General features: G+C 33.8%; 22 protein-coding genes and 1 tRNA gene. 13 read left to right on the top strand and 10 right to left on the bottom strand.

Features of this window, described 5'->3' with window-relative positions; genetic code table 11:
• Positions 1-52 precede the first annotated feature (52 nt).
• From ACFQ0I_RS01110 to ACFQ0I_RS01100, 3 genes are all read left to right on the top strand, one after another.
• The gene (locus ACFQ0I_RS01110; RefSeq protein ID WP_379938585.1) at positions 53-1,891 is read left to right on the top strand and encodes a tetratricopeptide repeat-containing sensor histidine kinase; all 1,839 of its coding nucleotides are present in this window, start codon (positions 53-55) and stop codon (positions 1,889-1,891) included.
• 9 nt (positions 1,892-1,900) lie between these two features.
• A complete protein-coding gene (locus ACFQ0I_RS01105) occupies positions 1,901-2,575 on the top strand; it encodes a response regulator (protein ID WP_379938583.1) in 675 nt (224 codons plus the stop codon).
• Positions 2,576-2,929: 354 nt separating this feature from the next.
• On the top strand, positions 2,930-3,406 hold the full coding sequence (locus tag ACFQ0I_RS01100) for a hypothetical protein (RefSeq protein ID WP_379938581.1): 477 nt from the start codon (positions 2,930-2,932) through the stop codon (positions 3,404-3,406).
• A gap of 1 nt (position 3,407) precedes the next feature.
• On the opposite strand, the gene ACFQ0I_RS01095 is transcribed toward ACFQ0I_RS01100, so the two are convergent.
• Together ACFQ0I_RS01095 and ACFQ0I_RS01090 are read right to left on the bottom strand one after the other, a co-directional pair.
• Entirely contained in the window at positions 3,408-4,529 is a 1,122-nt protein-coding gene (locus ACFQ0I_RS01095; RefSeq protein ID WP_379938580.1) for a glycosyltransferase family 2 protein, read from the bottom strand.
• Positions 4,526-5,443, bottom strand: a complete 918-nt coding sequence (locus tag ACFQ0I_RS01090) for a lysylphosphatidylglycerol synthase domain-containing protein (protein ID WP_379938578.1) — start codon at positions 5,441-5,443, stop codon at positions 4,526-4,528. Before ACFQ0I_RS01090 ends, ACFQ0I_RS01095 begins: the two co-directional genes overlap by 4 nt.
• An 87-nt stretch (positions 5,444-5,530) precedes the next feature.
• Here ACFQ0I_RS01090 and ACFQ0I_RS01085 point away from each other — a divergent pair, with 87 nt between their 5' ends.
• The 7 genes from ACFQ0I_RS01085 (at position 5,531) to ACFQ0I_RS01055 (ending at position 10,873) form a co-directional block, all read left to right on the top strand.
• Complete coding sequence (locus tag ACFQ0I_RS01085; RefSeq protein WP_379938577.1) at positions 5,531-6,154, top strand: cell envelope biogenesis protein OmpA; 624 nt, start codon at positions 5,531-5,533, stop codon at positions 6,152-6,154.
• On the top strand, positions 6,154-6,756 hold the full coding sequence (gene ruvC, locus ACFQ0I_RS01080) for a crossover junction endodeoxyribonuclease RuvC (RefSeq protein ID WP_379938576.1): 603 nt from the start codon (positions 6,154-6,156) through the stop codon (positions 6,754-6,756). Before ACFQ0I_RS01085 ends, ruvC begins: the two co-directional genes overlap by 1 nt.
• Positions 6,734-7,978 (top strand): radical SAM family heme chaperone HemW, encoded by a 1,245-nt coding sequence (hemW, locus tag ACFQ0I_RS01075; RefSeq protein WP_379938574.1) that lies wholly within the window; start codon positions 6,734-6,736, stop codon positions 7,976-7,978. The genes ruvC and hemW overlap by 23 nt, the downstream gene beginning before the upstream one ends.
• Entirely contained in the window at positions 7,975-8,724 is a 750-nt protein-coding gene (locus tag ACFQ0I_RS01070) for a cyclase family protein (protein WP_379938573.1), read from the top strand. The genes hemW and ACFQ0I_RS01070 overlap by 4 nt, the downstream gene beginning before the upstream one ends.
• A gap of 38 nt (positions 8,725-8,762) precedes the next feature.
• Positions 8,763-9,125, top strand: coding sequence for an MmcQ/YjbR family DNA-binding protein (locus tag ACFQ0I_RS01065; protein ID WP_379938571.1), 363 nt, complete (start codon positions 8,763-8,765; stop codon positions 9,123-9,125).
• A gap of 213 nt (positions 9,126-9,338) precedes the next feature.
• Entirely contained in the window at positions 9,339-10,169 is an 831-nt protein-coding gene (locus ACFQ0I_RS01060) for a hypothetical protein (RefSeq protein ID WP_379938569.1), read from the top strand.
• A gap of 125 nt (positions 10,170-10,294) precedes the next feature.
• Positions 10,295-10,873 (top strand): PhnA domain-containing protein, encoded by a 579-nt coding sequence (locus ACFQ0I_RS01055; RefSeq protein ID WP_379938567.1) that lies wholly within the window; start codon positions 10,295-10,297, stop codon positions 10,871-10,873.
• 188 nt (positions 10,874-11,061) lie between these two features.
• On the opposite strand, the gene ACFQ0I_RS01050 is transcribed toward ACFQ0I_RS01055, so the two are convergent.
• Positions 11,062-11,493, bottom strand: a complete 432-nt coding sequence (locus ACFQ0I_RS01050; protein WP_379938566.1) for a YybH family protein — start codon at positions 11,491-11,493, stop codon at positions 11,062-11,064.
• A gap of 221 nt (positions 11,494-11,714) precedes the next feature.
• Here ACFQ0I_RS01050 and ACFQ0I_RS01045 point away from each other — a divergent pair, with 221 nt between their 5' ends.
• Positions 11,715-11,993, top strand: a complete 279-nt coding sequence (locus ACFQ0I_RS01045; RefSeq protein ID WP_379938565.1) for an STAS domain-containing protein — start codon at positions 11,715-11,717, stop codon at positions 11,991-11,993.
• A gap of 72 nt (positions 11,994-12,065) precedes the next feature.
• On the opposite strand, the gene ACFQ0I_RS01040 is transcribed toward ACFQ0I_RS01045, so the two are convergent.
• The 6 genes from ACFQ0I_RS01040 to ACFQ0I_RS01015 form a co-directional block, all read right to left on the bottom strand.
• A complete protein-coding gene (locus tag ACFQ0I_RS01040; protein WP_379938563.1) occupies positions 12,066-13,166 on the bottom strand; it encodes a DUF4407 domain-containing protein in 1,101 nt (366 codons plus the stop codon).
• Positions 13,167-13,288: 122 nt separating this feature from the next.
• Positions 13,289-15,040 (bottom strand): M56 family metallopeptidase, encoded by a 1,752-nt coding sequence (locus ACFQ0I_RS01035; protein WP_379938561.1) that lies wholly within the window; start codon positions 15,038-15,040, stop codon positions 13,289-13,291.
• A gap of 89 nt (positions 15,041-15,129) precedes the next feature.
• A complete protein-coding gene (locus ACFQ0I_RS01030) occupies positions 15,130-15,495 on the bottom strand; it encodes a BlaI/MecI/CopY family transcriptional regulator (RefSeq protein WP_379938560.1) in 366 nt (121 codons plus the stop codon).
• A 237-nt stretch (positions 15,496-15,732) separates the two neighbouring features.
• Entirely contained in the window at positions 15,733-16,593 is an 861-nt protein-coding gene (locus ACFQ0I_RS01025) for a DMT family transporter (protein WP_379938558.1), read from the bottom strand.
• A 106-nt stretch (positions 16,594-16,699) separates the two neighbouring features.
• The gene (locus tag ACFQ0I_RS01020; RefSeq protein WP_379938556.1) at positions 16,700-18,088 is read right to left on the bottom strand and encodes a dipeptidase; all 1,389 of its coding nucleotides are present in this window, start codon (positions 18,086-18,088) and stop codon (positions 16,700-16,702) included.
• A gap of 74 nt (positions 18,089-18,162) precedes the next feature.
• The gene (locus tag ACFQ0I_RS01015; protein ID WP_379938553.1) at positions 18,163-19,104 is read right to left on the bottom strand and encodes an alpha/beta hydrolase; all 942 of its coding nucleotides are present in this window, start codon (positions 19,102-19,104) and stop codon (positions 18,163-18,165) included.
• Positions 19,105-19,247: 143 nt separating this feature from the next.
• Between ACFQ0I_RS01015 and ACFQ0I_RS01010 the strand changes: the two genes are divergently transcribed.
• Positions 19,248-19,329, top strand: a tRNA-Leu gene (locus ACFQ0I_RS01010).
• Positions 19,330-19,513: 184 nt separating this feature from the next.
• Complete coding sequence (locus ACFQ0I_RS01005; protein WP_379938552.1) at positions 19,514-21,952, top strand: DUF4982 domain-containing protein; 2,439 nt, start codon at positions 19,514-19,516, stop codon at positions 21,950-21,952.
• Positions 21,953-22,006: 54 nt separating this feature from the next.
• Here ACFQ0I_RS01005 and ACFQ0I_RS01000 read toward each other — a convergent pair whose 3' ends face one another.
• On the bottom strand, positions 22,007-23,050 hold the full coding sequence (locus ACFQ0I_RS01000) for a Gfo/Idh/MocA family oxidoreductase (RefSeq protein WP_379938551.1): 1,044 nt from the start codon (positions 23,048-23,050) through the stop codon (positions 22,007-22,009).
• Positions 23,051-23,224 lie beyond the last annotated feature (174 nt).

Below are 23,224 nucleotides of genomic sequence, written 5' to 3'. Positions count from 1 at the left end.
TTATCAAATAATTATAAATACTTTTGAAGGAATCCTTACAAATTCCTAATCATTGAAGCTTAAATTCTTTTTTGTAGTTGTTATTGGCTTTATAAGTTATTCCTTTAGTCAGAAACCGAATGATTTAAAAAAAATCGATTCAGTAAAAAAGTATATTTATAATTCGAAAAAAATTGATTCTTTATCAATTGCAGAGGCACATTACAACATTGCTGAATTTTATAGAAAGACTTCGGCTTTAACAGACAGTGCCTTTTATTATTACCATAAAGCAGAAAAGCTATTTAAGGAATTAGATGCCAAATACGAACTAGCCTTAACCTTATATGGTATTGCTGTTATTCAAAAAAACGAAAAGGATTTTATAGGTAGTGAGGTGGCGTCTGTAGAGGCCTTAACCTTGTTAGAATCCTTAAAAGAAACAGAAGATATTATAAGGCTAAAGTCTTTTGTGTATAATAATTTAGGGATTGTTTTTAAAGAACTGGATCAATACGCCGAATCTGTAAAATATTTTAATAAATCTATAGAGCTTAAAAAAGAATTAAAAGGCGATAACAAATACATTATTGATGCTACCATCAATAACCTTGCTAATACTTATAAAAATGCGCAGCAGTACGATCTGGCTATAAATTACTATAAACAAATTCTTGAAAAAAAGGGATTGCGTAAAGAGAACCCAGGCATGTATGCATTAGTGCTTGATAATTATGCTAATACATTGTATTTATCAAAGCAGTACAGCCAACTTCCAGATTTATATTTTAAAGCTCTTAAAATATGCGACAGTATAGATCACAGAGGTTATACATCTATTATAATTAATCAACATATAGCCGAGTTCTATAACGATCAGGGTAAAAAAGAACTGGCAAAGAATTATGCCTATATAGCTAAAGATATTTCAGAAAAGTATCATAATGACGATTTGTTGAAATCGCTGCTTTTGCTTTCAAAAATTGAAGAAGGCGATGCTGCAGCCAAACATTTAAGAGCTTATATTAATCTAAATGATAGCCTGCAAAAGAATGAACGAATTATACGAAATAAGTTTGCGCGCATCCGTTTTGAAACCAGTCAATTAGAACGAGAAAATATTCAAATAGCGAAAGAGCGTATGTGGCTTTTAATTATCTCGGTCGTATTAATCATTGCTTCTTTTCTTCTGTATTTAGTAATTAATCAGCGAAATAAAAATAAAGAATTACAGTTTATTCAAACCCAGCAAGCCACCAACGAAGAAATATATAATTTGATGCTTTCTCAAAACGAAAGTATTGAAGAAGCCAGAGCTATCGAGAAAAAAAGAATTTCACAAGAATTACACGATGGTATTTTAGGGCGTTTGTTTGGTACCCGCTTAAGTTTAGATAGTTTAAATTTTAATAGTAGCGAAGAAGCCATAAAAACCAGAAGTCAGTATATTAACGAGCTTCAAGTTATTGAGCAAGATATTCGAAAAGTGTCGCATGAATTAAACACCGATTTTGTGTCTGGTTCTGGATTTATAGATATTATTAAAACGCTAGTAGAAACTCAGACTTTAGTTTATAAGTTAGATTATAAATTCGAAAAAGACAATTCTATAGATTGGGACGAGGTGTCTAATAAAAAGAAGATTCATATTTACAGAATTATTCAAGAAACGCTTCATAATATTTACAAGCATGCCAACGCAACATTTGTAAATATTAGTTTAAAATTAAACGAAAATATTATAACTTTAAAGATTGAAGACAATGGTTCTGGTTTCGATGTAAATAAGGCTAAATCAGGAATTGGACTTAAAAACATGAACTCTAGAATTCAAGATATTCACGGAACAATACATATAACTTCCAAAAAAGATTCAGGAACAATAGTTACCATAGAAGTGCCAATAAATTAACCCCCAAATATGAACCAGAAAATTAAAATTTTAATGATTGATGATCACCCCATGATTATTGAAGGGTATCAAAACACATTACTTTTTACTAAAAAAGAACATCAAATATTAGAAATAGACATTGCAAATAATTGCGACGAAGCCATCGCCTTTATGGATAAATCTGTAGAAAAGGTAACCCCCTATAATGTGCTGTTTGTAGATATAAGTTTACCACCATCAAAAGATGGATTAATGACTTCTGGTGAAGATTTAGCTTCGTATGCGCGAAAGGTATTGCCCAATGCCAAAATTATAATTTTAACCATGTTTAATGAATCTTTCAGAATTCATAATATTATTAAAACCATAAATCCAGAAGGGTTTTTAATTAAGAGTGATTTAACTTCTAGCGAACTGGCGAGCGCCTTTCAAGGTGTGTTGCATAATCCGCCATTTTATAGTGGTACAGTCAATAGTTTTATAAGAAAAGCCATTTCAAGCGATATAGTAATAGACGAGAAAAATAGAAAAATACTTCATTTGTTATCTCAAGGTGTGAAAACCAAAAACTTAGTATCACATTTAGATATTTCTTTAAGTGCCATTGAAAAGCGAAAAAAACAACTTCGTGAAATTTTTGAGGTTCAAGACGGTCAAGACGAAACACTTTTAGAAGCTGCCAGAACAAAAGGATTTGTTTAAAAATAGGAAGTTGATTCTTACTTGTAAAGATATTTTTGTCTTATTTTCATTTTTTTACCCTTTGTAAACGCCTGATATAGTTGAGTTTTGCATGTAACCCGTAATGGTGTTACGGGTTTCCCGCAGTTCGAAGAGGTTAAGATTTCTTATCTTTGTAGCATCAACACTTCGAAAAATTAGTAATCCCTCAATTTTTTTGTTGATAATAGCAATTTACAATAGCCCTATGGAGGTGAGAGACCCATAGGGCTTCTTCGTTTATGTCATTTTAATAATCAAAATTTATAGAAATTACTGCTTTTAAGGATTTTAAAATCTAAAAAAAATTGTACTTTTCCAGCCTAGTTATAATTCATGAAACACGTCATTGTTTTTTTATTAGTTACATTCCTCGTTTCTTGCGAGTATTTTAATGTGAAAAAAACATCTTCGGAAGCTATTTTAAATGAAGAACTAAAAACATTTAATTGGAATGATGTCGATGTGTATCCGTCGTTTTCAAATTGTGATTCGTTAGAAACCAAGGATGAAAAAACGCGTTGTTTTACTGAAATTTTAACCAAGCATATTCTAAAATATCTTGAAAACGAGCCTATTATTGTAACGCATGATGTGACCGATACTTTGAATCTGCGTTTTCAGGTTTCAGAAACAGGTGTCATCTCTTTAATAGATGTTAAAATTGATAGTCTTACAATTCAAGAAATTCCAGATATCGAGAAATTAATCCACTCTAGCCTCGATTCTTTACCCAAAATATATCCGGCTATTAAGCGCGGGCAACAGGTTAAAACCGAGTTTAAATTACCTATAATTATTAAGGCAGATTAGTTTATTTTTTAAAAGAACGTCCTTTCCAGGTGTAGTTCGAAAAAATGGAAGTAATTGCAACATAAACGCTAAAAAACGGGTAAAATAAAAAAGCAACGATATAGCTTTTTAACACGCTTCTCTGATTAAAAAAAACAGCCGATTTATATATTAAATAGAAATCGATATTGAATTTAATTATCAATAGGTAAAAAAACACCTTCACATTAAAAGCGCCAACTATAACAAGTAAAGTACTGGTAATAATAAGGGTGTTCATGAGTAATACAATGAGTCCTGTAAGCTTGCCAAACCAATTATTATAAGCGCTTGTTTTTGCAGCCCAACGTACGCGTTGCGACACTAAAGCAGCCCAGGTTGGTTGTGCTTTGGTAAACACAACCGCTTGTACGCTTTTTAAATAATGAAGTTGGGTTGGGTATTTTTTGGCTACTTTTTCTAATAGAAAAATATCGTCTCCACTGGCAGTATGTGTGTTGCCTTCAAATCCGTTTACGGTATAAAAAAGCTCTTTTTTGTATGCAAAATTAGCGCCATTGCACAAAAAAGGTTTGTTTATGCCAAAACCCCCAATCGTAGCGCCTTGTAAACTAAGCATGTCAAATATTTGAAATCGGTTTAAAAAGCTGTTCATTTCCATGTAGCTTACAGGCGCTGCGATACAGATAGCATTAGTTTTTTGAATGTATTCATCAAAACTATTCAGCCAATATTTTGGCAGTACACAATCGGCATCTGTAGTTATAATCCATTCGTTTTTAGCAATCTTAATAGCTGTTGAAATGGCATCCTTTTTGGGTGAATTTGACGTTCTTTCGTTTTTTACAACGCTTATATTAGGGTAATGTGCTGTGGCTTTGGTTATTATTTCGACTGAATCATCTTCCGATTCGTCATCAACAAAAATAACTTCAAATAGTTCCTTTGGGTATTGTAACGAATGTATAGCGTTTAATAAAAGCGGTAAATTTTCAGCTTCATTTCTAAAAGGAATAACTACCGAAAATTTTGTAACCGAAAGTGAATCTTTAATTTTAAAAATGGCGACTTTATCAAATCCGAAAGCGAAACTCCCTATTAAAATAAGATATAATAAGGTTATTATAATGCTGAGTATTGTCATGATAATATAGGGTCTTTTGGAAATTTAAATTTCAGAACAAAGTAACTTCCAATAATACTTGGCAGCGCAAAATTAAACAGCCACATAATACCCACGATACTTAAAATTGTAATGGAATTTACGCCAATAAAAGCAAAAAGAAAAACCGCAACACTACCCTTTACAACGGCATCAAAAATAAATATACTAGGAATGGCCGAAGCTAAAATATACATGCTTGTTATGGCGGGCATAGCCTCGAGATAAGAAATTTCAATTCCGAAAATAGTTAGCAAATAATAAAATTGAAATGAAAAAAGTAAATATCGTAGCAGTGAAAAACCAAGCCCATATGCTATAGTTTTTTTAGGATAGGTTAAAAGGAATGTTTTAATTTTTTCAAAATAAATCCATTTTATAAAGTATTTGGATTTTCTCAGTAGTATAACTGCCAATACGAGAATAGCAAGTATGATTATTAGCCATAGTACCCATTTCATGTTAAAAGCAACTATATGGTATTTCAAAATAAATAGAGAAAGACCTAATACGCCCAAAATTACAGTAATGCTCTGTTGTAGCAGGTTGCTTATTAGGTTAATAAGTACAATATGCTTTCTATAGGCTTTAGGATAATAAATGGCTTTGGCGCCATATTCGCCAATTCTGTTAGGTGTAAATAAGGAGGCTGTTAAAGCTCCTAAACTTTGTTCAACAGATTCCATTACACCGATTCTTTTTAATGGAGTAACTAAGGTCTGCCATTTTATTATTTCAAAATACCAGTTAAAACCACTTAAAAGCAACAAAAACAACATATTTTTAAATGAAAAAGTCTTTTTTTGGGTTAAAAAATCAATGAAATCGGTATTATTTATAAGTTTTTGGTAGATAAAATAAAAAGCAATAAGTACAATGCTAATTTTAATAAGCACAAAAAAGAATTGTTTAGATTTGTATGATAAAGCACTTAGCATCGTCACAAATTAAACGATTATTATCATAACGCCTCATATTTTAAAATGCAAAAAATAAAAATTTTAATAAGTTTAGCTGTTTTAGTGTCAACGCTAAGTTATGCCCAAACAAATTCTGAGTTGTGGAAAATTCAATTTGCTGTTGGAGTAAATAATCCAAAAGAAACTACTGATAATGGGGGTTATTATTCACAATATGTTAATTTCCCAACGGTTAACATTGGCTTGCAGCATATGTTTTCTAGAACCTTAGGCGCGAAACTTGATGTTGGTTTTAATCGTTCAACAAATGATGAATCTTCATTAGAATACAAGCTAAATTATACGCGTGTAAACGCTCAAATGGTTTATAATCTTCGATCGCTATTAAGCTTTTTGCCAGACCGGATTGCAGTAGTTGCACACGCGGGACCTGGAATAAGTTTTATTCAACCTTTAGGCGATTTTAGTGAAAATAGAAGCACCTTTTTTAATGCTTTGGGCGGGATGGAACTTCATTACGGACTCTCGAGTTCTATGTCTATTTTTACCGATTTGGGTTATGTGTATTCTTTAGCAGGAAAAGACAAATATGATGTAAATGTTGATGGGTTTTCGTTTAACGGTGATTTAATGTATGTTACATTGGGTATTTCCGTATCGTTAAATGCGTGTAAATACTGTAATTAATGGGTAAAGAAAAAATTATACTAGGGATAGATCCTGGAACCACCATTATGGGATTCGGACTTATTAAAGTGGTTGGTAAAACCATGTCTTTTTTGCAGTTAAATGAATTGGATTTAAAAAAGTACGACGACCATTACCTAAAACTAAAACTCATTTTTGAGCGTACCATCGAACTTATTGATACGCATCACCCAGACGAAATTGCTATTGAAGCCCCTTTTTATGGAAAAAATGTACAGAGTATGCTAAAACTTGGTAGAGCGCAAGGAGTTGCCATGGCCGCTGGTTTAAGTAGAGAAATTCCCATTACAGAATATCTTCCAAAAAAAATAAAAATGGCTATTACAGGAAACGGAAATGCCAGTAAAGAACAAGTTGCCAAAATGCTGCAAAGTTTACTAGGTTTAAAATCATTACCGAAGAATCTCGATGCGACCGATGGTTTAGCAGCAGCGGTATGTCATTTTTATAATTCAGGGAAAGTGGAAATTGGTAAAAGTTATTCCGGTTGGGATGCTTTTGTGAAACAAAATAGCGCTCTGACTTCTGAAGGTGGTAAAAAAGGAGTGACGGTTGTAAATGCACGAAAGAATAAAAGCTAATTTTATTTTGGTTGAAAACAATTATAATAAAATAGAAACGTCTTCCTCTCCTTTGGGGAGGTTAGGTGGGGCTGCCGGAATCTACATTCACATCCCATTTTGCAAGAAAGCGTGTTATTACTGCGATTTTCATTTTTCCACAACCTTAAAAAAGAAAAATGAACTTGTTAATGCCTTAGTAAAAGAATTGGTTTTGCGTAAGGATGAACTAAAAAATCAAACCGTAGAAACAATCTATTTTGGTGGCGGAACCCCAAGTTTATTGACTATGGATGAATTACGATTGTTAATTTCTGAAGTTTATAAAAACTATAGCGTTGTTGAAAATCCTGAAATAACTTTAGAAGCTAACCCCGACGATTTGGTGTCAGTTCGAGCGCAGTCGAGAACTATTTTTGAAGATTACCTAGAAATTGGAATCAACAGACTTTCGATTGGCATTCAATCTTTCTTCGAAGCCGATTTAAAACTCATGAATCGTGCCCATAACGCCGAAGAAGCAAAGGATTGTTTAGAAGAAGCAACTAAACATTTTGATAATATTTCTATTGATTTAATCTACGGCATTCCCGGATTGAGTACCGAAAACTGGATTAAAAATATAGAAACCGTTTTAAGTTATAATATTCCGCATATTTCCAGTTATGCTTTAACCGTCGAGCCAAAAACAGCATTAGATACTTTTATTAAAAAAGGTGTCATTAAAAATGTAGATGAAGATTTGGCACAAGAGCAGTTTTATATATTAATTGAAAAATTGGAAGCTAGTGGATTTGTGCATTACGAATTATCAAATTTTGGGAAGCCCGATTATTTCAGTAAAAATAATTCGGCCTATTGGCAAGGGAAACCCTATTTAGGTATTGGTCCTTCGGCGCATTCCTTTAATGGAAACGAACGCGGTTGGAATGTGCGAAACAACTCAAAATACATTAAGTCTTTAGAGCAAAATGTGCTACCCATAGAAACGGAAATACTTTCAATTACCGATAAATATAACGAGTATGTCATGACTGGCTTGCGAACCATTTGGGGGGTTTCTTTAGAAAAAGTTGAGCAAGATTTTGGAAAACAGTATAAAAAGTATCTTTTAGAGCAGGCTAATTTTCATTTAAAAAATGAAATGTTGTATCTTAATGACGGGAAAATACAAGTCACTAAAAAAGGAAAATTTTTAAGCGACGGTATTGCCTCAGACCTTTTTAAAATTAATTTATCATGATCGCAACCATTCAGTACAATTCCAAAAAATATCAAATCGATTTAACACAAGCTTTAGATATTTCTATACCCATGCGTGCTTCAAAAAGTAATGTAAATGCATGGTATTTAGAAGAGCCCAAAATAGAACCTGTAAAAGATGGGGAATGGGTTGCAACGGTTAAAGATGGTGCCTGCATCAATTTTAATAATATTTACTTTAATCCGCATTCACATGGTACACACACAGAATGTGTTGGTCATATTACCGAAACGGTACATTCCATCAATCAAAATTTAAAACAATTTTTCTTTTTGGCCGAAGTAATTACGGTAGCTCCAGAAAAGCTTAAAGGTGATTTTGTAATTTCAAAAAAGCAAATTCAATTTGCGTTAGGAAATAAAAAACGAGATGCCGTTGTGCTTAGAACCATTCCTAATATGACGGATAAATTATCGAAGCAATATTCCAACACTAATCCTACCTATCTGTTGGAAGAAGTGGCTATATACCTCAGGGAGAAAGGCGTTAATCATTTACTTGTTGATTTACCAAGTGTCGATAAAGAAAGAGACGATTGCGAATTGTTAGCACATAATGCCTTTTGGAATACCAAAGGAACGTTGAGAATGGATGCCACCATAACCGAGTTTATTTTTGTTCCAAACAGCATTGAAGATGGTACCTATTTTTTAAATCTGCAAATTGCCCCTTTTGAAAACGATGCTACTCCAAGTAAGCCGGTGTTATTTAAAATTTTGGAATGATTGAGATTTCATGTAAAATTTAAAATAAATTTTTTAAAATGAACATTGAACAAATCCACGAATATTGTCTAAAAAAGAAAGGTGTCACCGAAGATTTTCCCTTTGATGAAGACACACTCGTTTTTAAAGTTTTGGGTAAAATGTTTGCGTTAGTTGGATTGAAAAAATGGGAATCGGGTGAAAAATTTATAAATCTTAAATGCGATCCCGATTATGCCGAAGAACTTCGAGCAGAATATAGTAGTATACAACCCGGATATCACATGAGTAAAAAGCATTGGAATTCCGTATATATTCAAGATGGCGATTTGCAGCCCAAATTTATTCAGGAGCTTATAGACCATTCATACGATTTAGTGGTAAAAAGCTTGACAAAAAAACTTCGCGAAAGTCTAAAATAACAAGTTTCTTTTTCTTACGTTAATTCGTGTGTTTATTTAAATTGTTGAAAATTAAATATTTGTAAAAAAATATTTTGTATATTGTTGTTTTAAAAATTAATTCTCCCCCACAGAAAGTAAAGTAGCGTTTGCGAAATACTCCCCATTTATTTTTCGTCCTAAGTAGTAATGTTAATCAGTTAACCATTATACTAACTTTAATTTTTAAAAATTATGAAAACAAACAACCAATTTTTTGCTGTAATAGTGCTAGCACTATTAATGTTTAGTACAACGACAATTTTTGCGCAAATAGATGCACCGAAAAGACCGGAGTTTATTACCGTGACAACCAATCACTGGAATATGAATAAAAAAGATTTTAAAATGTCTGAATGGAAGGCGGCTGCGAAAGAATACCATGAAAAAGTAACCATGAAAAATGAATTTATAATGGGAGCTTCCAGCTATTTGCATAATATGACCGCCGATAATACCGAGTTTCTAACGGTACAAACATTTGCGTCGTGGGAAGATATAGGTAAGTTCGGTAAACGAAATAATGAGTTAATAATGGCGGCATGGCCAGATGAAACTAAGCGTAAAGCATTCATGAAAAACCTAAACTCTTATTATTCCAACGAACATTCAGATGAAATTTATGCGACTATACCGGGTGCTAAATTAATGGCCGAAAAACCAACAAAAGATATGGTGTGCTACGTAAGAAAAAGTCATTTTGCTTTTCCAGAAGATGGCACCATGGAAGAGTTCGAAAAATTAAGACTGGAAGGTAATGCTGCGATTGTTCAAAAAAATGAAGTTGTAAAAGCGTACTATCCAAATGTACATGCTTGGGGTTCAGATAAAACAGAGTTTATGGAAGCGTTTTTTATTGATTCGCTAGCCGATTTAGATAAAATGTTTGATAGAAGTAATGAGTTAATGAATGCAGCATTTCCAGACAACGAAGCCAATAAAGCAAAAGGTAAAGCCTGGGGTAAATATTTTACAGGGGTTCATGGGGATTATCTGTACACATTTATATACGATCTTTCCAAATAATCCTATTATTAAATATAAAAAAGGGACACTTAGAGGTGTCCTTTTTTTGTTTTAAAACTTCTTAAGAATCTAAACTTGCGGAAACTTTTTATTAAACGTAATATTGTAAAATATAAAATTATACAATGAGCGTATTACAAACACTACAAAACAGAAGCAACACTACTTGCGAATTATGTGCAGCTACCAAAGACTTAAAACAATACACAATTCCGCCTTCCTTAAACGAGAGTGTAGACAATAGCTTGTTGGTTTGTAGTACCTGTTTAGACCAAATTGAAGGCAACACCCAAATGGATGTAAACCACTGGCGTTGTTTAAACGATAGTATGTGGAGCGAATTTGTTGCAGTTCAAATAATGGCATGGAGAATGCTGCAACGACTGCGTAACGAAGGTTGGCCAAAAGATTTGTTAGACATGATGTATCTAGACGATGAAGCTTTAGCGCTTGCACGGGCAACTGGCGAGCACGAAGACGAAGCCAATAAAATAATTCACCGCGATGTAAATGGCGTTATTCTCGAAGCCGGAGACTCGGTGGTGTTGGTAAAAGATTTAAAGGTAAAAGGTTCCAGTATGGTGGCAAAACAAGGAACTGCGGTGCGAAATATTCGTTTAGACCACGAAAATGCCGAATATATTGAAGGTAAAGTAGACAATCAGCAAATTGTAATTATTACTAAATACGTTAAAAAATTATAATATTTGGGCGTTCCCTAAAGGTCGGGCTATACGTTTCAATCTTTTTAATAACTCATAGCGAGGACGAAGGACGTGGCTATCTGTCAAATATTAGTTAAGTCCAAAATTTGTTTTTACCAAGGTTTTAAAAAGGATTTTCACTGCTATCCCTAACGCAGTTCAGAAATTAAAATCAAGTCGGCGTTAAATTAGCAAGAAGTATCTGCTATAATTTTCCATACGCCATTAATACGTTTAAAAACAAGCATAAAAATACCATCAGCATTTCCAACTTCTCTTTTTATATGGTATTCACCTAAAACATAATAAGCATCAGTACTTATTTTGGAAATATCGTTTATTTTAAAACTTAATTTACCTGTATGGTCTTCGGTAGGATATGCTTTCAGATAGCGCTCTAAAGTATTCTCCCAACCCATGGTTACCCCATGGCTACCATAAAATTTTAATGAGTCGCTCTTCCAGTAACCTTCCATATATTCCGCAATATTATTTTTAGACCAAGCCAATCTTTGCGCTTTTAAAACAGCCATAATAGCATCTTTGTCCTCTTTTTCTGTGGTTTGAGAAAAGCTATTAAAAGTTGAAATCAAGAATAATAATACGATTAACTTTTTCATATATAGAATAGATGTTTATTTGAGATGCTGGTAAAAATAGCAAAATCTTTATTTTAAATTGGTTACTCATCGATAAAAATGACAAACAAAATTGCTTTGTCTAAAGAAATACATATTGGTCGAAAAAAATGTGCGTAAGTAACTTGAATTTATATATTTACGTAATGATTCCCTGATTAATAGCCCAGATTTATTGTTTAATAATTTTAACTCAACGTATTATGGAATTAAAAATCACTAACTGCAACAATTTTTATAAGATTCAAGGTAGTTTAAACAAAAGTAATTTAGGCGTATTTCAAAGTGAATTCAAAAACATTTTTGATAAATTAGATAACGTTACTATTAGTATTGAGAATGTAACAAGTATGGATCGCTATGCAGTTAATGCCTTTGCAGAACTACACAGAGAAGCCATTGCAAGACATAAAAATCTATCAATTGTTGGTTTAGGATGTAAAGATTTATACAATCATTTCAAATCTGAAATGGCAGCATAATTTATAATATTATTTTTCGAAGTAACTCTCGATTTTTCCATTGAACATAGTTGTGCCTATAATTACAGGCAACTATAGTATGTCTTGTTGTTGTTTGTAAAAGGCGTCTGCCTGAAGCTGCATAAGTTCCCTCACTTTTGTGCGCTTGTAGGTATAAAGCTCGTCGTCGTTTTCTAAATCGCTATAAATCCTGTCGTTAATGGTAAAGTCGGTTTTTATCATCACTTCACGCTGCTTTTTATTTTGAAGTACGTTCGTTTTTATTGCTGTTTCTTGGTCTTCTAATTTAAAATCGTAAGCTCCTTTTGGCGATAGTAATTTGGCAAAAATAGGCGAAGTTTCAATAGCCAGAAACAACAGAAATATAAATAAAGATGGCAGCCAAGGCAACTTGCCTAAAGCATTTACGCGTGCCATTAACCCATCAAAATTATTAATTATAGGCTGTGTAGATATAACCTGTGTTTGGTAATCGCCTTTTAGTTTGGCTATTTGAGATTCAGAATCTGCAATTTTTGCTTTGTTTTCTTCTTTAAGCTGTTGCAATTCTGCTAATAAAGCATCGTGTTTATCTCGCTTTTCTTTATAAACAGGACCTTTGCCCAATAATTTAGTGCCAGCAGTTCCTTCGGCTTCGGCTATATAAGTGTCGTACAAAGTATTTACTTCAGCTTCTTTAGCAGCTATTTGTTGCTGTAAACCTGATATGTCGTTGTTAAGATTGTCAATATCAGGATTAAATTGTTTTGCAATTTGATTTTGGTTGGCAAGGGTTAAGTCGTTTTTTTGCTCTAGTAACACCTGGTTGATTTCTTTTTCAAAGATTTTAAGTTCTAATGGTTTAGAAATTACAACAGCTATAATTACCGCTAATAAAATTCTTGGAGTTGCTTGAATAAGTTCGTCTAAAACATTCCCTGTTTTTTTAATGGTTGAAACAATATAGCGATCCAAATTAAAAATAAGAAGACCCCAAATGAGTCCGAAGAAAACAGACGTGTAAATATTGTCGAAAACGGTATAAAGCGCATAACTAGCAGCAATAAATGCCATAAAAGCCGTAAAAAAAACAGTAGCGCCAATACCGGCGTATTTATTTTGTTCGCCTTTAGAGCATTGTTCTAAAATATCGGTGTCTGAGCCTGAGCAAATAATGAAGAATTGCTTTAACATAATGATAGATTTTGATTGATGATTGACTATTAGAACGTAAACAGCATCAATTTGTTACATAATTTTCAAAAAAAGACCCGCTAGGTTTAAACGTAGCAGGTCTATAAAAGTCTTTATTGAAATTAATGTTCGATAGGTTTGCTTTGAATATTTACTATATTTTTTCCGTTTTTAGAATACGATGAAATATTTAGTTCATCGTTTTTCTTTAATAAATCTATGGCTTCATCCGAAGAAATTGGTTTTCCTTCAAAACTAAACGTAGCTCCTTTTTTAGCCATGTCTATAACATAATCTAAAGGTGATTTTGGTGTTGGAGGAGTTGGAGGTGGCGAAATATCAGAAAATTCCCCTTGTTTCACTTTTGGCGCAGGTGGAGGTGGGGGTGGTGGGATCGTATTTGTTTTTTCGTTTTCTGCAACTTTTTCTAGATGCTTATAAAGAATCATAACATCTCTATATTGCATGGTTAAATTACTAATATTTCCTTCTTTGTTTTTAAAATATATTTGCATTGCTTTTCCATAGGCTTCTGCTAATTTAGAGTAATCGTTGTATGCCTTTTGCAATTCGTCAGATGGGTGATCATAATTTTCTAAAAGCACACCTAATGGAGGTGGGGGCGGCGGAGGTGGACAATTAGGAAATGGTTCAGCATTGGCTTTTTGTTCCTCGGTCATTACACCATAGATTGTTTCTAATCGTTTTAGATCCAATAAATCTATAATTCGGTTATTTGCAGGTTTAGCATTATAATGTTTCGCCATTTTATTGTATTCAATTAATTCTTCAGGCGTCGCAGTTATTGTAGAATTTTGTTTAAAAGTTACTTTAAATAGCCCAAGCTCTCTTAAAATGGTTTTTACTTCTAGTATAGCTTCTTTAGAACATTTAGAATCTGCCCTAAAGTCTACTGTTAGAGTTTCTTTTTGTAATTCTGAAAGTGTATTTAAATAAATTTTTAACTGAGTCTTAAGCGCATTTATTTCATATGTTTTTTCATCATCATTTATTAGAAGTTCATCTTTAAAGTTCATGAAAATTAGAATGGTTTTCTCGTATTTTTGAATTAAATTATTTTCATTTAAATTTAATTCTTTTTCTACGGTTACTTTGTCGCTAAAGCTATAAATTAAAAAAGCTAGTAAAGGCAATAGAATAAAGCCTCTAATCCAAAAGGTTTGTTTTGTTGTTTTTGTTTTCATGACTGTAAATCGTTTTTTGATTGATGAATAATTAATGGCGTTTGCCAACTGAGGTTCTGATGCATTTGATGAGAATGCCAATAGTATTTGTTGATATGCAGAAGGCGCAATACCTTTATTTAAAACTTCTTGATCTGCTAAAAACTCATGGTTTAATTTGATGCTGTGTTTTATAAAATAGATTAATGGATTAAACCAAAAGAGGATTTGTAACACTTCAATAAACAACACATCTAAACTGTGTTTTTGCAACGCGTGTGTTTCCTCATGTAATAAAACTTCTTTGGGAATTTGATTGGTTTCAAATTTTTGCTTGTTTAAAAAAATGTAACTAAAAAAGGTATGAGGTATAGTGGATTCTTGTAATAGAACATTTGTAAAACGCTTGATTTTTAATTTTGGATTACGTTTAACTTTGTTTGTTATTTTGAGTAAATTTTTGATGAATTTTATGCTGAATAAGAAAAAACCAACGCCATAAATAGCCCAAAAGGTAGTTGGAATGTAGTTTGTGAATTGAGGTTCTATTGTTGAGTTAATTTCATTTGATAATTCTGGTATAGTTGAAAAGGAAATTTGAGGTGTAACCTCAATGTACTCCGTAAATGTTATAAATGGAATACCAAATGCTAATATTAAAGCCACCAAAAGGTAAAAACGTTTAAACATATGAAAACTTTCTTTTTCTAATAAGAACTTATAGAAACTATAAAATATAGCTAAACATAACCCTGATTTTATAAGATAAATTATCATGACTATTTGTTTTTAAGTTCGGTATCTATTAGTTTTTTTAAATGCTCTAACTCTTCTTTTGTAAGATTGGTTTCTTTGGTAAAAAAAGATGCGAATTGAGATGCACTATCGTTAAAAAAGTTTTTTATTAAACTATTTACATGTTTAGAGAAGTAGTCTTTCTTTTTTACTAATGGGTAATACTCTCTTGAATTTCCGAATAATTTATAGGCAATAAAACCTTTATCTGCCATACGCTTTAATAGTGTTGCAACTGTAGTAGTGGCTGGTTTCGGGTCTGGATAAATTTCAAGTAAATCTTTCATGAATGCTTTTTCAAGCTCCCATAAGTAATTCATTAATTCTTCTTCGGATTTTGATAATTGCATGTTCTATAAAGTTAGAATTTGTTCTACAAACATAGAATAAATATTTTAATTCTACAAATGTAGAGTGTAAAATATAATCATTAAGATAGTTTGCTCATTCCTAGACCGTACACTTTTATAATAAATGTTGTATGAATTTAAAAATGTTTGAAGCAGCTAATTTGTTACAAAATTGTATAAAAAAAGACCTCACAGGTTTTTAAAACCTGTGAGGTCTGAAAAATTAAATGATGATTTCTATTTATTCCTAGACCGAACACTTTCAATTATAACAGTTGCAAGAATTAACGAGCCTCCAATAAACGTATTAAATGTTGGCATTTCATTTAAAAAAATATAGGCGATAATAATACCAAAAATAGGTTGGATGCCATTTATAATACTTGCCGTACTTACTGTAAAATGCTTCAGGCTGTTTACCAACATTGTATGACCGATAGCGGTTGTTATAAGCGCGAGCATAATAACATAAGGGAATTCTGTTTTTATTCCGGATGTGCCATAATAAAAAAGTGTTGGCGCAAGAACAATGCTCAGTACTATAACCTGATAAAACATAATGTGTGTACCACTATAGTTAAAGGTTAGTTTTTTAGACATGATATTGCGCAAAGCAAAAAAGAAGGCCGACAGTAGCCCAAATAAAATACCTTTTACATGGGTGCTTTCTATATCGAGCTCCGGAGCGAGCATATAAACACCAAATAGAATGATGGCTCCTAATAGAAGATAAATAGGATCGAATGTTACTTTTATAAATAGGGGTTCAAGAAACGCTGTTATTATTGGAAAGGTAAACAGTGAAAGCATGCCAATGGCCACATTCGATAATTTTAAAGCGTAAAAATAGGTTATCCAATGCATGCCTAATAGCAGGCCACTTATTAAAATCGCAATCGCATCTTTTCTGGAATGTATTTTTAATTCGAACTTTTTATATCTACAAAAGGCATATAAAAACAGGCCGCCTAAAAAGCAACGCCACCAGATAACTACAGGTGTTGGTAAGTCGATATATTTACCCAAGGCACCCGAAGTACTTATAAATAAAGTAGCTAATACAAGTAAAATTAGGTGTTCGCTGTGTTGGTTTTTCATTTTGAAGTTAGCCTTTCGTGTTAGCGATTGGAGCAAACTACCGTGTAGTGCGTAAAGCGCGACCACCTTTTACTTCTTAAAAGTAAAAGGTGGTAACACCCAAAAATTATTTAGAAAGTTCGGTGAAATATTTATAGAATAAGGGGATGGTTTCAATCCCTTTAAGGTAATTGAAAACGCCAAAATGCTCGTTGGGCGAATGGATGGCATCGCTATCTAAGCCAAAGCCCATTAATATGGTTTTGCTTTTAAGTTCTTGCTCGAACAGCGCCACAATAGGGATGCTGCCACCACTACGTTGCGGAATTGGGGTTTTGCCAAAAGTATCTTGGTAGGCTTTACTTGCTGCCTGATAACCAATGCTGTCTATGGGTGTTACATAACCCTGACCACCATGATGCGGTGTTACTTTTACGGTTACGCCTTTTGGTGCGATACTTTCAAAATGTTTTTTGAAAAGTTCGGTGATTTCTACCCAGTCTTGATGCGGTACCAAACGCATGGATATTTTGGCATAGGCTTTACTGGCAATAACGGTTTTGGCGCCTTCACCAGTATAACCACCCCAAATACCATTCACGTCTAAAGTTGGGCGTATGGAATTTCGTTCGTTGGTGGTGTATCCTGTTTCGCCATAAACAGCCTCTATATCTAATGCTTTTTTATAATTTTCTAAGTTGAAAGGTGCTTTTGCCATTTCTGCCCGTTCATCTTTTGAAAGCTCTTCAACTTTATCGTAAAATCCAGGAATGGTAATATGATTGTTTTCGTCGTGAAGCGATGCAATCATTTTGGTTAACACATTGATAGGGTTTGCCACAGCGCCACCATATAAACCAGAATGTAAATCGCGGTTGGGACCCGTAACTTCTACTTCAACATAACTCAATCCGCGTAATCCGGTGGTTATAGAAGGTACATCTTTGGCGATCATGCCAGTATCAGAAATTAATATAACATCATTCTTTAGTTTCTCCTGATTGTTTTTTACAAAAATGGCAAGGTTGGAACTCCCTACTTCTTCTTCGCCTTCAATCATAAATTTTACATTACAAGGTAGTTGGTTTGTAGAGGTCATAAATTCCATGGCTTTTACATGCATGTACATTTGGCCTTTATCATCACAAGCACCTCGGGCGAAAATGGCGCCTTCTGGATGCAAATCCGTCTTTTTTATAACAGGTTCAAAAGGTGGTGAGTTCCATAAATTTAGCGGGTCTGGTGGTTGTACATCGTAATGCCCATATACTAAAACCGTAGGTAGATTTTTATCAATAATTTTCTCGCCATAAACAATTGGGTAGCCATCTGTTTTACAGATTTCAACCCTGTCGCAACCTGCTTTTTCTAAGCTTGTTTTAACAGCATCGGCTGTTTTTAAAACATCAGTTTTATAAGCAGAATCAGCACTTATTGAAGGGATTTTAAGTAATTCGATGAGTTCGTTTAAAAATCGGTCTTTATGATCTTTAATATAAGATTGTATGTTATCCATGAAGTATTTTTATAGTTATTTCAAAAGTACGAAAAAGAAAACTTTTTGATTGATTCTTTGAAAGAAGCTTATTGTTAATTTGCATTGATGAAATTTACAATGGCAGGAATTAATGCTTCTTTTAAAGGCAATTTTGAATTGTTATATGTTTGAATATTTAGTGTTCTGTCCGCTTCAGCGTCTTTTAAAATATGATTCATATTTTCGATGATGACTTTTTGTGCTTGTTTGTTGGATTGCGCTAATAGTTCTGCATCTTTAACACTTACTTGAATATCGGTAGTTCCTTGAATAATTAATATGGGGATGTTCAGTTTAGCGATTTCTGTTTGTGGATGGTACTTAAACCAGGAGATTAAATAAGGCTGAACACTTGGGCGAAATAAGGCATGAAGCATTTCGGGAGCATTGTTAACCAGTTCGCCTTGTTCGAGTTTTTCTATAATTGGGAGCGACATTTGATACGCTAAAGGCGATTGTTCTTGTAATTGTTTAAGTAATACCTCGCCTGCAGGTAGTCCAGGACCTGCAATAGAAATAAATGTATCAACTTGTTTGTCTTGAGATGCCATAATACCTATTAATGAGCCTTCACTATGCCCAAGAATAATTAAACCATTAAATCGGCTGTCTTTTTTAATTAAATCGCACCAGCTTTTAACATCGTCTACATACGTTTCAAAACGTAAATCAGCTTCATTTGCACCAGCATTTTTACTCTCCGCAATGCCACGTTTATCAAATCGCAGTGATGAAATACCGTGTTCCGACAAGCCCTCTGCCAACATTTTTAATGAATTGTTAGTCATCATGGGATTGTTTCCGTTTCTGTCCGTAGGTCCGGAGCCCGCAATTAGTAGTACAATGGGTGTGACTTTAGTAGTATCTGCGATTATTATAGAACCTGCTATTGTTCCAGTTTGGGTTTCTAAAGTAATAGATGTTTCTTGTGATTGAGAAAAAATAGCATGGCTTAGCATGAATGTAATGAAGAGGGAAACGATTTTCTTAAGCATAATGATATCGAATTCTATGTGGATAAATAAAAGTATCTGCAATTAGTATTTAAAAGTAGAAAAAAGAATGTTTTTAGCGCTTATAAGTTTGCAATTTAAAAATCTTGTTTATATTTGCATCCCGATAATTATCGGGACTACTAGCGGGCGTGGTGGAATTGGTAGACACGCCAGACTTAGGATCTGGTGCCGCGAGGTGTGGGAGTTCGAGTCTCCCCGCCCGCACAATAAAGCAAGAGCTTCTCAAGAAATTGAGAGGCTTTTTTTTTGAATTTGCTTTTCGTATATCAACTAGATTTAAACAGCACCAATGCTCTGGTGGCTTTATAAAATAAGCTTTTTTTCATGTAATCATTTTAATTTATATTCTTACCTTCCTGAATTCAAAATATTGAAAACAAGTTGCAGCATGAGAAATTTACAATTCATATTCGTAGCATTATTCGGTTTCATAGTAACTAGTTTTAACGCTCAAACAAGAACCGAAATTGAATTAAAAGAAGGCTGGAAGTTTGCAAAAGGTAATCATGAGAATGCTTATCAAAGTGCCTTTAACGATTCAAAATGGCAAACAGTTACGGTTCCGCACGATTGGGCTATTTATGGACCTTTCGACCAAGAAATAGACAAGCAAATTGTGGCTATTGAACAAAATGGTGAAAAGATAGCTACGGAAAAAACTGGACGTACAGGAGCGCTTCCGTACATTGGTGAAGCTTGGTATCGCAATAATTTTTCCATGCCTCAAATAAAACCAGGCCAAAAAGTATTGTTGACTTTTGATGGTGCCATGAGCGAACCACGCATTTATTTAAACGGAAAGAAGGTAGGCGAATGGAATTATGGTTACAATTATTTTTACTTCGATATCACAGATGTGGTTACAACTTCTAATACGTTAGCTGTGAAGTTAACAAACCGTGAATTGTCTTCTAGATGGTATCCAGGAGCTGGTTTATACCGAAAAGTGAAAATTATTATCAAAAATGAAGAAAGTATAAAGCATTGGGGAACCTATATTACCACGCCTTTCATTACTCAGGATTTGGCTAAAGTGAACATTAAAACAAAAGTTTCAGGTAATCAGTTTAAACTCATCACAAAGATTAAAGATGCATCCGGGAACGTGGTTAGTGCCGATACCACTACCACTTGTTTTGGCAACGAATTCGATCAAAATATGGCTGTAAAAAACCCGAATTTATGGAGTCCGGAAACACCGTATTTATACACAACAATCTCTCAATTGTATTCCAACGACAGCCTAAAAGATGAAATAACTACGACATTCGGAATTCGAGAAATTAAATATGAAGCCAACAAAGGTTTTAGTTTAAATGGAAACATCAGAAAATTTAAAGGTGTTTGTTTACATCATGATTTGGGTCCTATTGGTACGGCAATTAATAAAGCCGCTTTACGTCGCCAATTAACAATTTTAAAAGATATGGGTTGTGATGCTATACGGAGTTCCCACAATATGCCATCTTTAGAGCAATTAGAATTATGCGACGAAATGGGGTTTATGTTTTTAGCAGAAAGTTTTGATGAATGGGCAAAACCAAAAGTAGACAATGGCTACCATTTGTTTTTTGAAACCGATGTTGAAAAAGACTTGGTTAATTTAATTCATGCTACTCGAAATCATCCAAGTATCGTTATGTGGAGTTCTGGCAATGAAGTGCCAGATCAATGGGGTGCTGATGGCGTAAAGCGCGCGAAGCGTTTGCAAGATATTTTTCATAGAGAAGATCCAACCCGACCTGTAACTGTTGGTATGGATCAGGTTAAAGCTACTATGGAATCGGGCTTTGGCGCCTTATTAGATATTCCTGGATTAAACTACAGGGTGCATTTATATGAAGAAGCCTTCGAAAAATTTCCGCAAGGATTTATTTTAGGATCTGAAACAGCATCAACAGTAAGTTCCAGAGGTATTTATAAATTTCCGGTTGAAAAAGCGGTATCAAAACAGTATGACGATTTTCAAAGTTCTTCGTACGATTTAGAATATTGTAGCTGGTCGAATTTACCCGATGATGATTTTATACTTCAAGATGATAAACCTTGGGTAATAGGAGAGTTTGTATGGACGGGTTTTGATTATTTAGGAGAACCAACGCCGTACGACGAACAATGGCCATCGCGCAGTTCGTATTTCGGAATAAACGATTTGGCTGGATTACCTAAAGACCGTTTTTATTTATACAGAAGTCGGTGGAACACATCAGATAACACTTTGCATATTTTACCACATTGGAATTGGGAAGGACGCGAGGGCGAAACTACGCCGGTATTTGTTTATACCAATTATAAGAGTGCCGAACTTTTTGTAAATGGAAAAAGTATGGGCGTTCAGAAAAAAAATAACGATACGCCACAAAACCGATATCGTTTAATGTGGATGGATGTAAAATACCAACCGGGTACTGTTAAAGTCGTTGCGTTTGATGATGAAGGCAATATGGTTGCAGAAAAGGAAGTGCGCACAGCCGGAAAACCTTATAAAATTATCCTCGAACCCGATAGAACAATATTAAAAGCCAATGGAGAGGATTTAGCTTTTGTAACTATTTCGGTGGTTGATAAGGAAGGGAATGTTTGCCCTACGGCAACAAATCAATTAAAATTTAGTGTTACTGGCAAAGGCAGGTATCGTGCCGCATGTAATGGTGATGCTACATCTTTAGAACAATTTCATTTGCCAACTATGAAATTGTTTAGTGGCAAATTAGTGGTATTGGTTCAATCTGATAAGGAAGCTGGCGATATGCGTTTAACGGTAACGGGCAAAGGCTTAAAAACAGCAAACGTGATTTTGAAATCTGAAAAAATTGAGTCGGAATAACTTAAGAAGCTTGATGTTCTATTTTGTCTAGCTATAATAATTTGGGTGTTACTCCTATAAATCAATCACTTTTTTTAATTCATTACTTAATAAGGCACCTTCAATCACCTTAATCACTAACATGCCATCTTCAGCAGTAACAGGAAGTGGTTTGTTGTTTCTAATAGCATTGTATAAGCCATCATAATACGCCATATAATTTCCTTGTAATGTCGGGACGTGTTCTTTTATAATCTTTCCATTTATTTCGGTATGGAGTAGGCCTCTGTTGGTTTCTGCTTCAATACCCCAATTAACATTGTCGGGGCTTTTGCCAGATTGAAGTTCTGTTTCTTGAACATCTGTTTTAGGTTTTATAAAAGACCCTTTAGTGCCATGAATGATATATCCAGGTAGAGGTTCACGAACAAAATAACTCGATTTTAAAATGACTCTATGCGACGGATAATATAGTTTCAAATCGAAATAATCACCAACTTTCGAGTTGGGTCTCAGTGCATCTAAATCGGCATAAACAGATTTAGGCATTCCGAACAGTTGCAAGGTTTGATCTATAAGATGTGAGCCTAAGTCGTAAATACTCCCAACACCCAACACAGGGGTTTCTTTATGAGTTTTGTAACTTAAATTAGAATCGAATCGGTCGTAATGAAATTCGGCTTCAACTATGTCTCCCAATAAATGCTCGTTTAATACCTTTTTTACTGTCAAATAATCGCTGTCATATCTTCTGTTTTGATACACGGATAGCATTAGTTTTTTAGTCTTTGCTAATGCAATTAATTCGTTTGCCTCGGCAACCGATGTGGTAAAAGGTTTTTCAACAACCACATGTTTGCCCGCGTTTAAGGCCATTTTAGTAAATTCAAAATGTGTAACGTTCGGCGTGTTTACTATTACCAATTCAATAGCATCATCGCTCAACATGCTTTCTAAAGATCTAAAAAGGGTTACCTGTGGATACTTTTCTTTAGACAGACTCTTATTGCGCTCGTAGACGCCATATAAATTAAAATTGGGATTAGCTGATATAAACGGGGCATGAAAAAGATGACCGCTCATACCAAAAGAACATAAGGCTGTATTAATTGGTTTCATAGGATTAGTGATATTATATGTCTGAACATCTGCGCTCATTATTATTGACTGCAGAATAGAATTATAAAAATAGTGAAAAGTGGACTAAGATCGAGTTCTCTATAGATGAAACACGAATTTTATACAAAAAACACATGGCTTTCAACTAATTGTAATAGTAATTTTGTGTGCTTT

The sequence above is a fragment of the Mariniflexile aquimaris genome (assembly GCF_042676825.1).
GTDB classification, from domain to species: domain Bacteria; phylum Bacteroidota; class Bacteroidia; order Flavobacteriales; family Flavobacteriaceae; genus Mariniflexile; species Mariniflexile aquimaris.
The sequence above is the reverse complement of the archived record's forward strand: the minus strand, read 5'-3'. Positions and strand labels throughout refer to the sequence as shown.

Excerpts from the sequence above, each read along its gene's own strand:
- ACFQ0I_RS01105 (WP_379938583.1), top strand. The coding sequence starts at position 1,901 with ATGAACCAGAAAATTAAAATTTTAATGATTGATGATCACCCCATGATT.
- ACFQ0I_RS01100 (WP_379938581.1), top strand. The coding sequence starts at position 2,930 with ATGAAACACGTCATTGTTTTTTTATTAGTTACATTCCTCGTTTCTTGC.
- ACFQ0I_RS01095 (WP_379938580.1), bottom strand. The coding sequence starts at position 4,529 with ATGACAATACTCAGCATTATAATAACCTTATTATATCTTATTTTAATA.
- ACFQ0I_RS01085 (WP_379938577.1), top strand. The coding sequence starts at position 5,531 with ATGCAAAAAATAAAAATTTTAATAAGTTTAGCTGTTTTAGTGTCAACG.
- ruvC (WP_379938576.1), top strand. The coding sequence starts at position 6,154 with ATGGGTAAAGAAAAAATTATACTAGGGATAGATCCTGGAACCACCATT.
- hemW (WP_379938574.1), top strand. The coding sequence starts at position 6,734 with ATGCACGAAAGAATAAAAGCTAATTTTATTTTGGTTGAAAACAATTAT.
- ACFQ0I_RS01070 (WP_379938573.1), top strand. The coding sequence starts at position 7,975 with ATGATCGCAACCATTCAGTACAATTCCAAAAAATATCAAATCGATTTA.
- ACFQ0I_RS01065 (WP_379938571.1), top strand. The coding sequence starts at position 8,763 with ATGAACATTGAACAAATCCACGAATATTGTCTAAAAAAGAAAGGTGTC.
- ACFQ0I_RS01060 (WP_379938569.1), top strand. The coding sequence starts at position 9,339 with ATGAAAACAAACAACCAATTTTTTGCTGTAATAGTGCTAGCACTATTA.
- ACFQ0I_RS01055 (WP_379938567.1), top strand. The coding sequence starts at position 10,295 with ATGAGCGTATTACAAACACTACAAAACAGAAGCAACACTACTTGCGAA.
- ACFQ0I_RS01050 (WP_379938566.1), bottom strand. The coding sequence starts at position 11,493 with ATGAAAAAGTTAATCGTATTATTATTCTTGATTTCAACTTTTAATAGC.
- ACFQ0I_RS01045 (WP_379938565.1), top strand. The coding sequence starts at position 11,715 with ATGGAATTAAAAATCACTAACTGCAACAATTTTTATAAGATTCAAGGT.
- ACFQ0I_RS01040 (WP_379938563.1), bottom strand. The coding sequence starts at position 13,166 with ATGTTAAAGCAATTCTTCATTATTTGCTCAGGCTCAGACACCGATATT.
- ACFQ0I_RS01035 (WP_379938561.1), bottom strand. The coding sequence starts at position 15,040 with ATGTTTAAACGTTTTTACCTTTTGGTGGCTTTAATATTAGCATTTGGT.
- ACFQ0I_RS01030 (WP_379938560.1), bottom strand. The coding sequence starts at position 15,495 with ATGCAATTATCAAAATCCGAAGAAGAATTAATGAATTACTTATGGGAG.
- ACFQ0I_RS01025 (WP_379938558.1), bottom strand. The coding sequence starts at position 16,593 with ATGAAAAACCAACACAGCGAACACCTAATTTTACTTGTATTAGCTACT.
- ACFQ0I_RS01020 (WP_379938556.1), bottom strand. The coding sequence starts at position 18,088 with ATGGATAACATACAATCTTATATTAAAGATCATAAAGACCGATTTTTA.
- ACFQ0I_RS01015 (WP_379938553.1), bottom strand. The coding sequence starts at position 19,104 with ATGCTTAAGAAAATCGTTTCCCTCTTCATTACATTCATGCTAAGCCAT.
- ACFQ0I_RS01005 (WP_379938552.1), top strand. The coding sequence starts at position 19,514 with ATGAGAAATTTACAATTCATATTCGTAGCATTATTCGGTTTCATAGTA.
- ACFQ0I_RS01000 (WP_379938551.1), bottom strand. The coding sequence starts at position 23,050 with ATGAAACCAATTAATACAGCCTTATGTTCTTTTGGTATGAGCGGTCAT.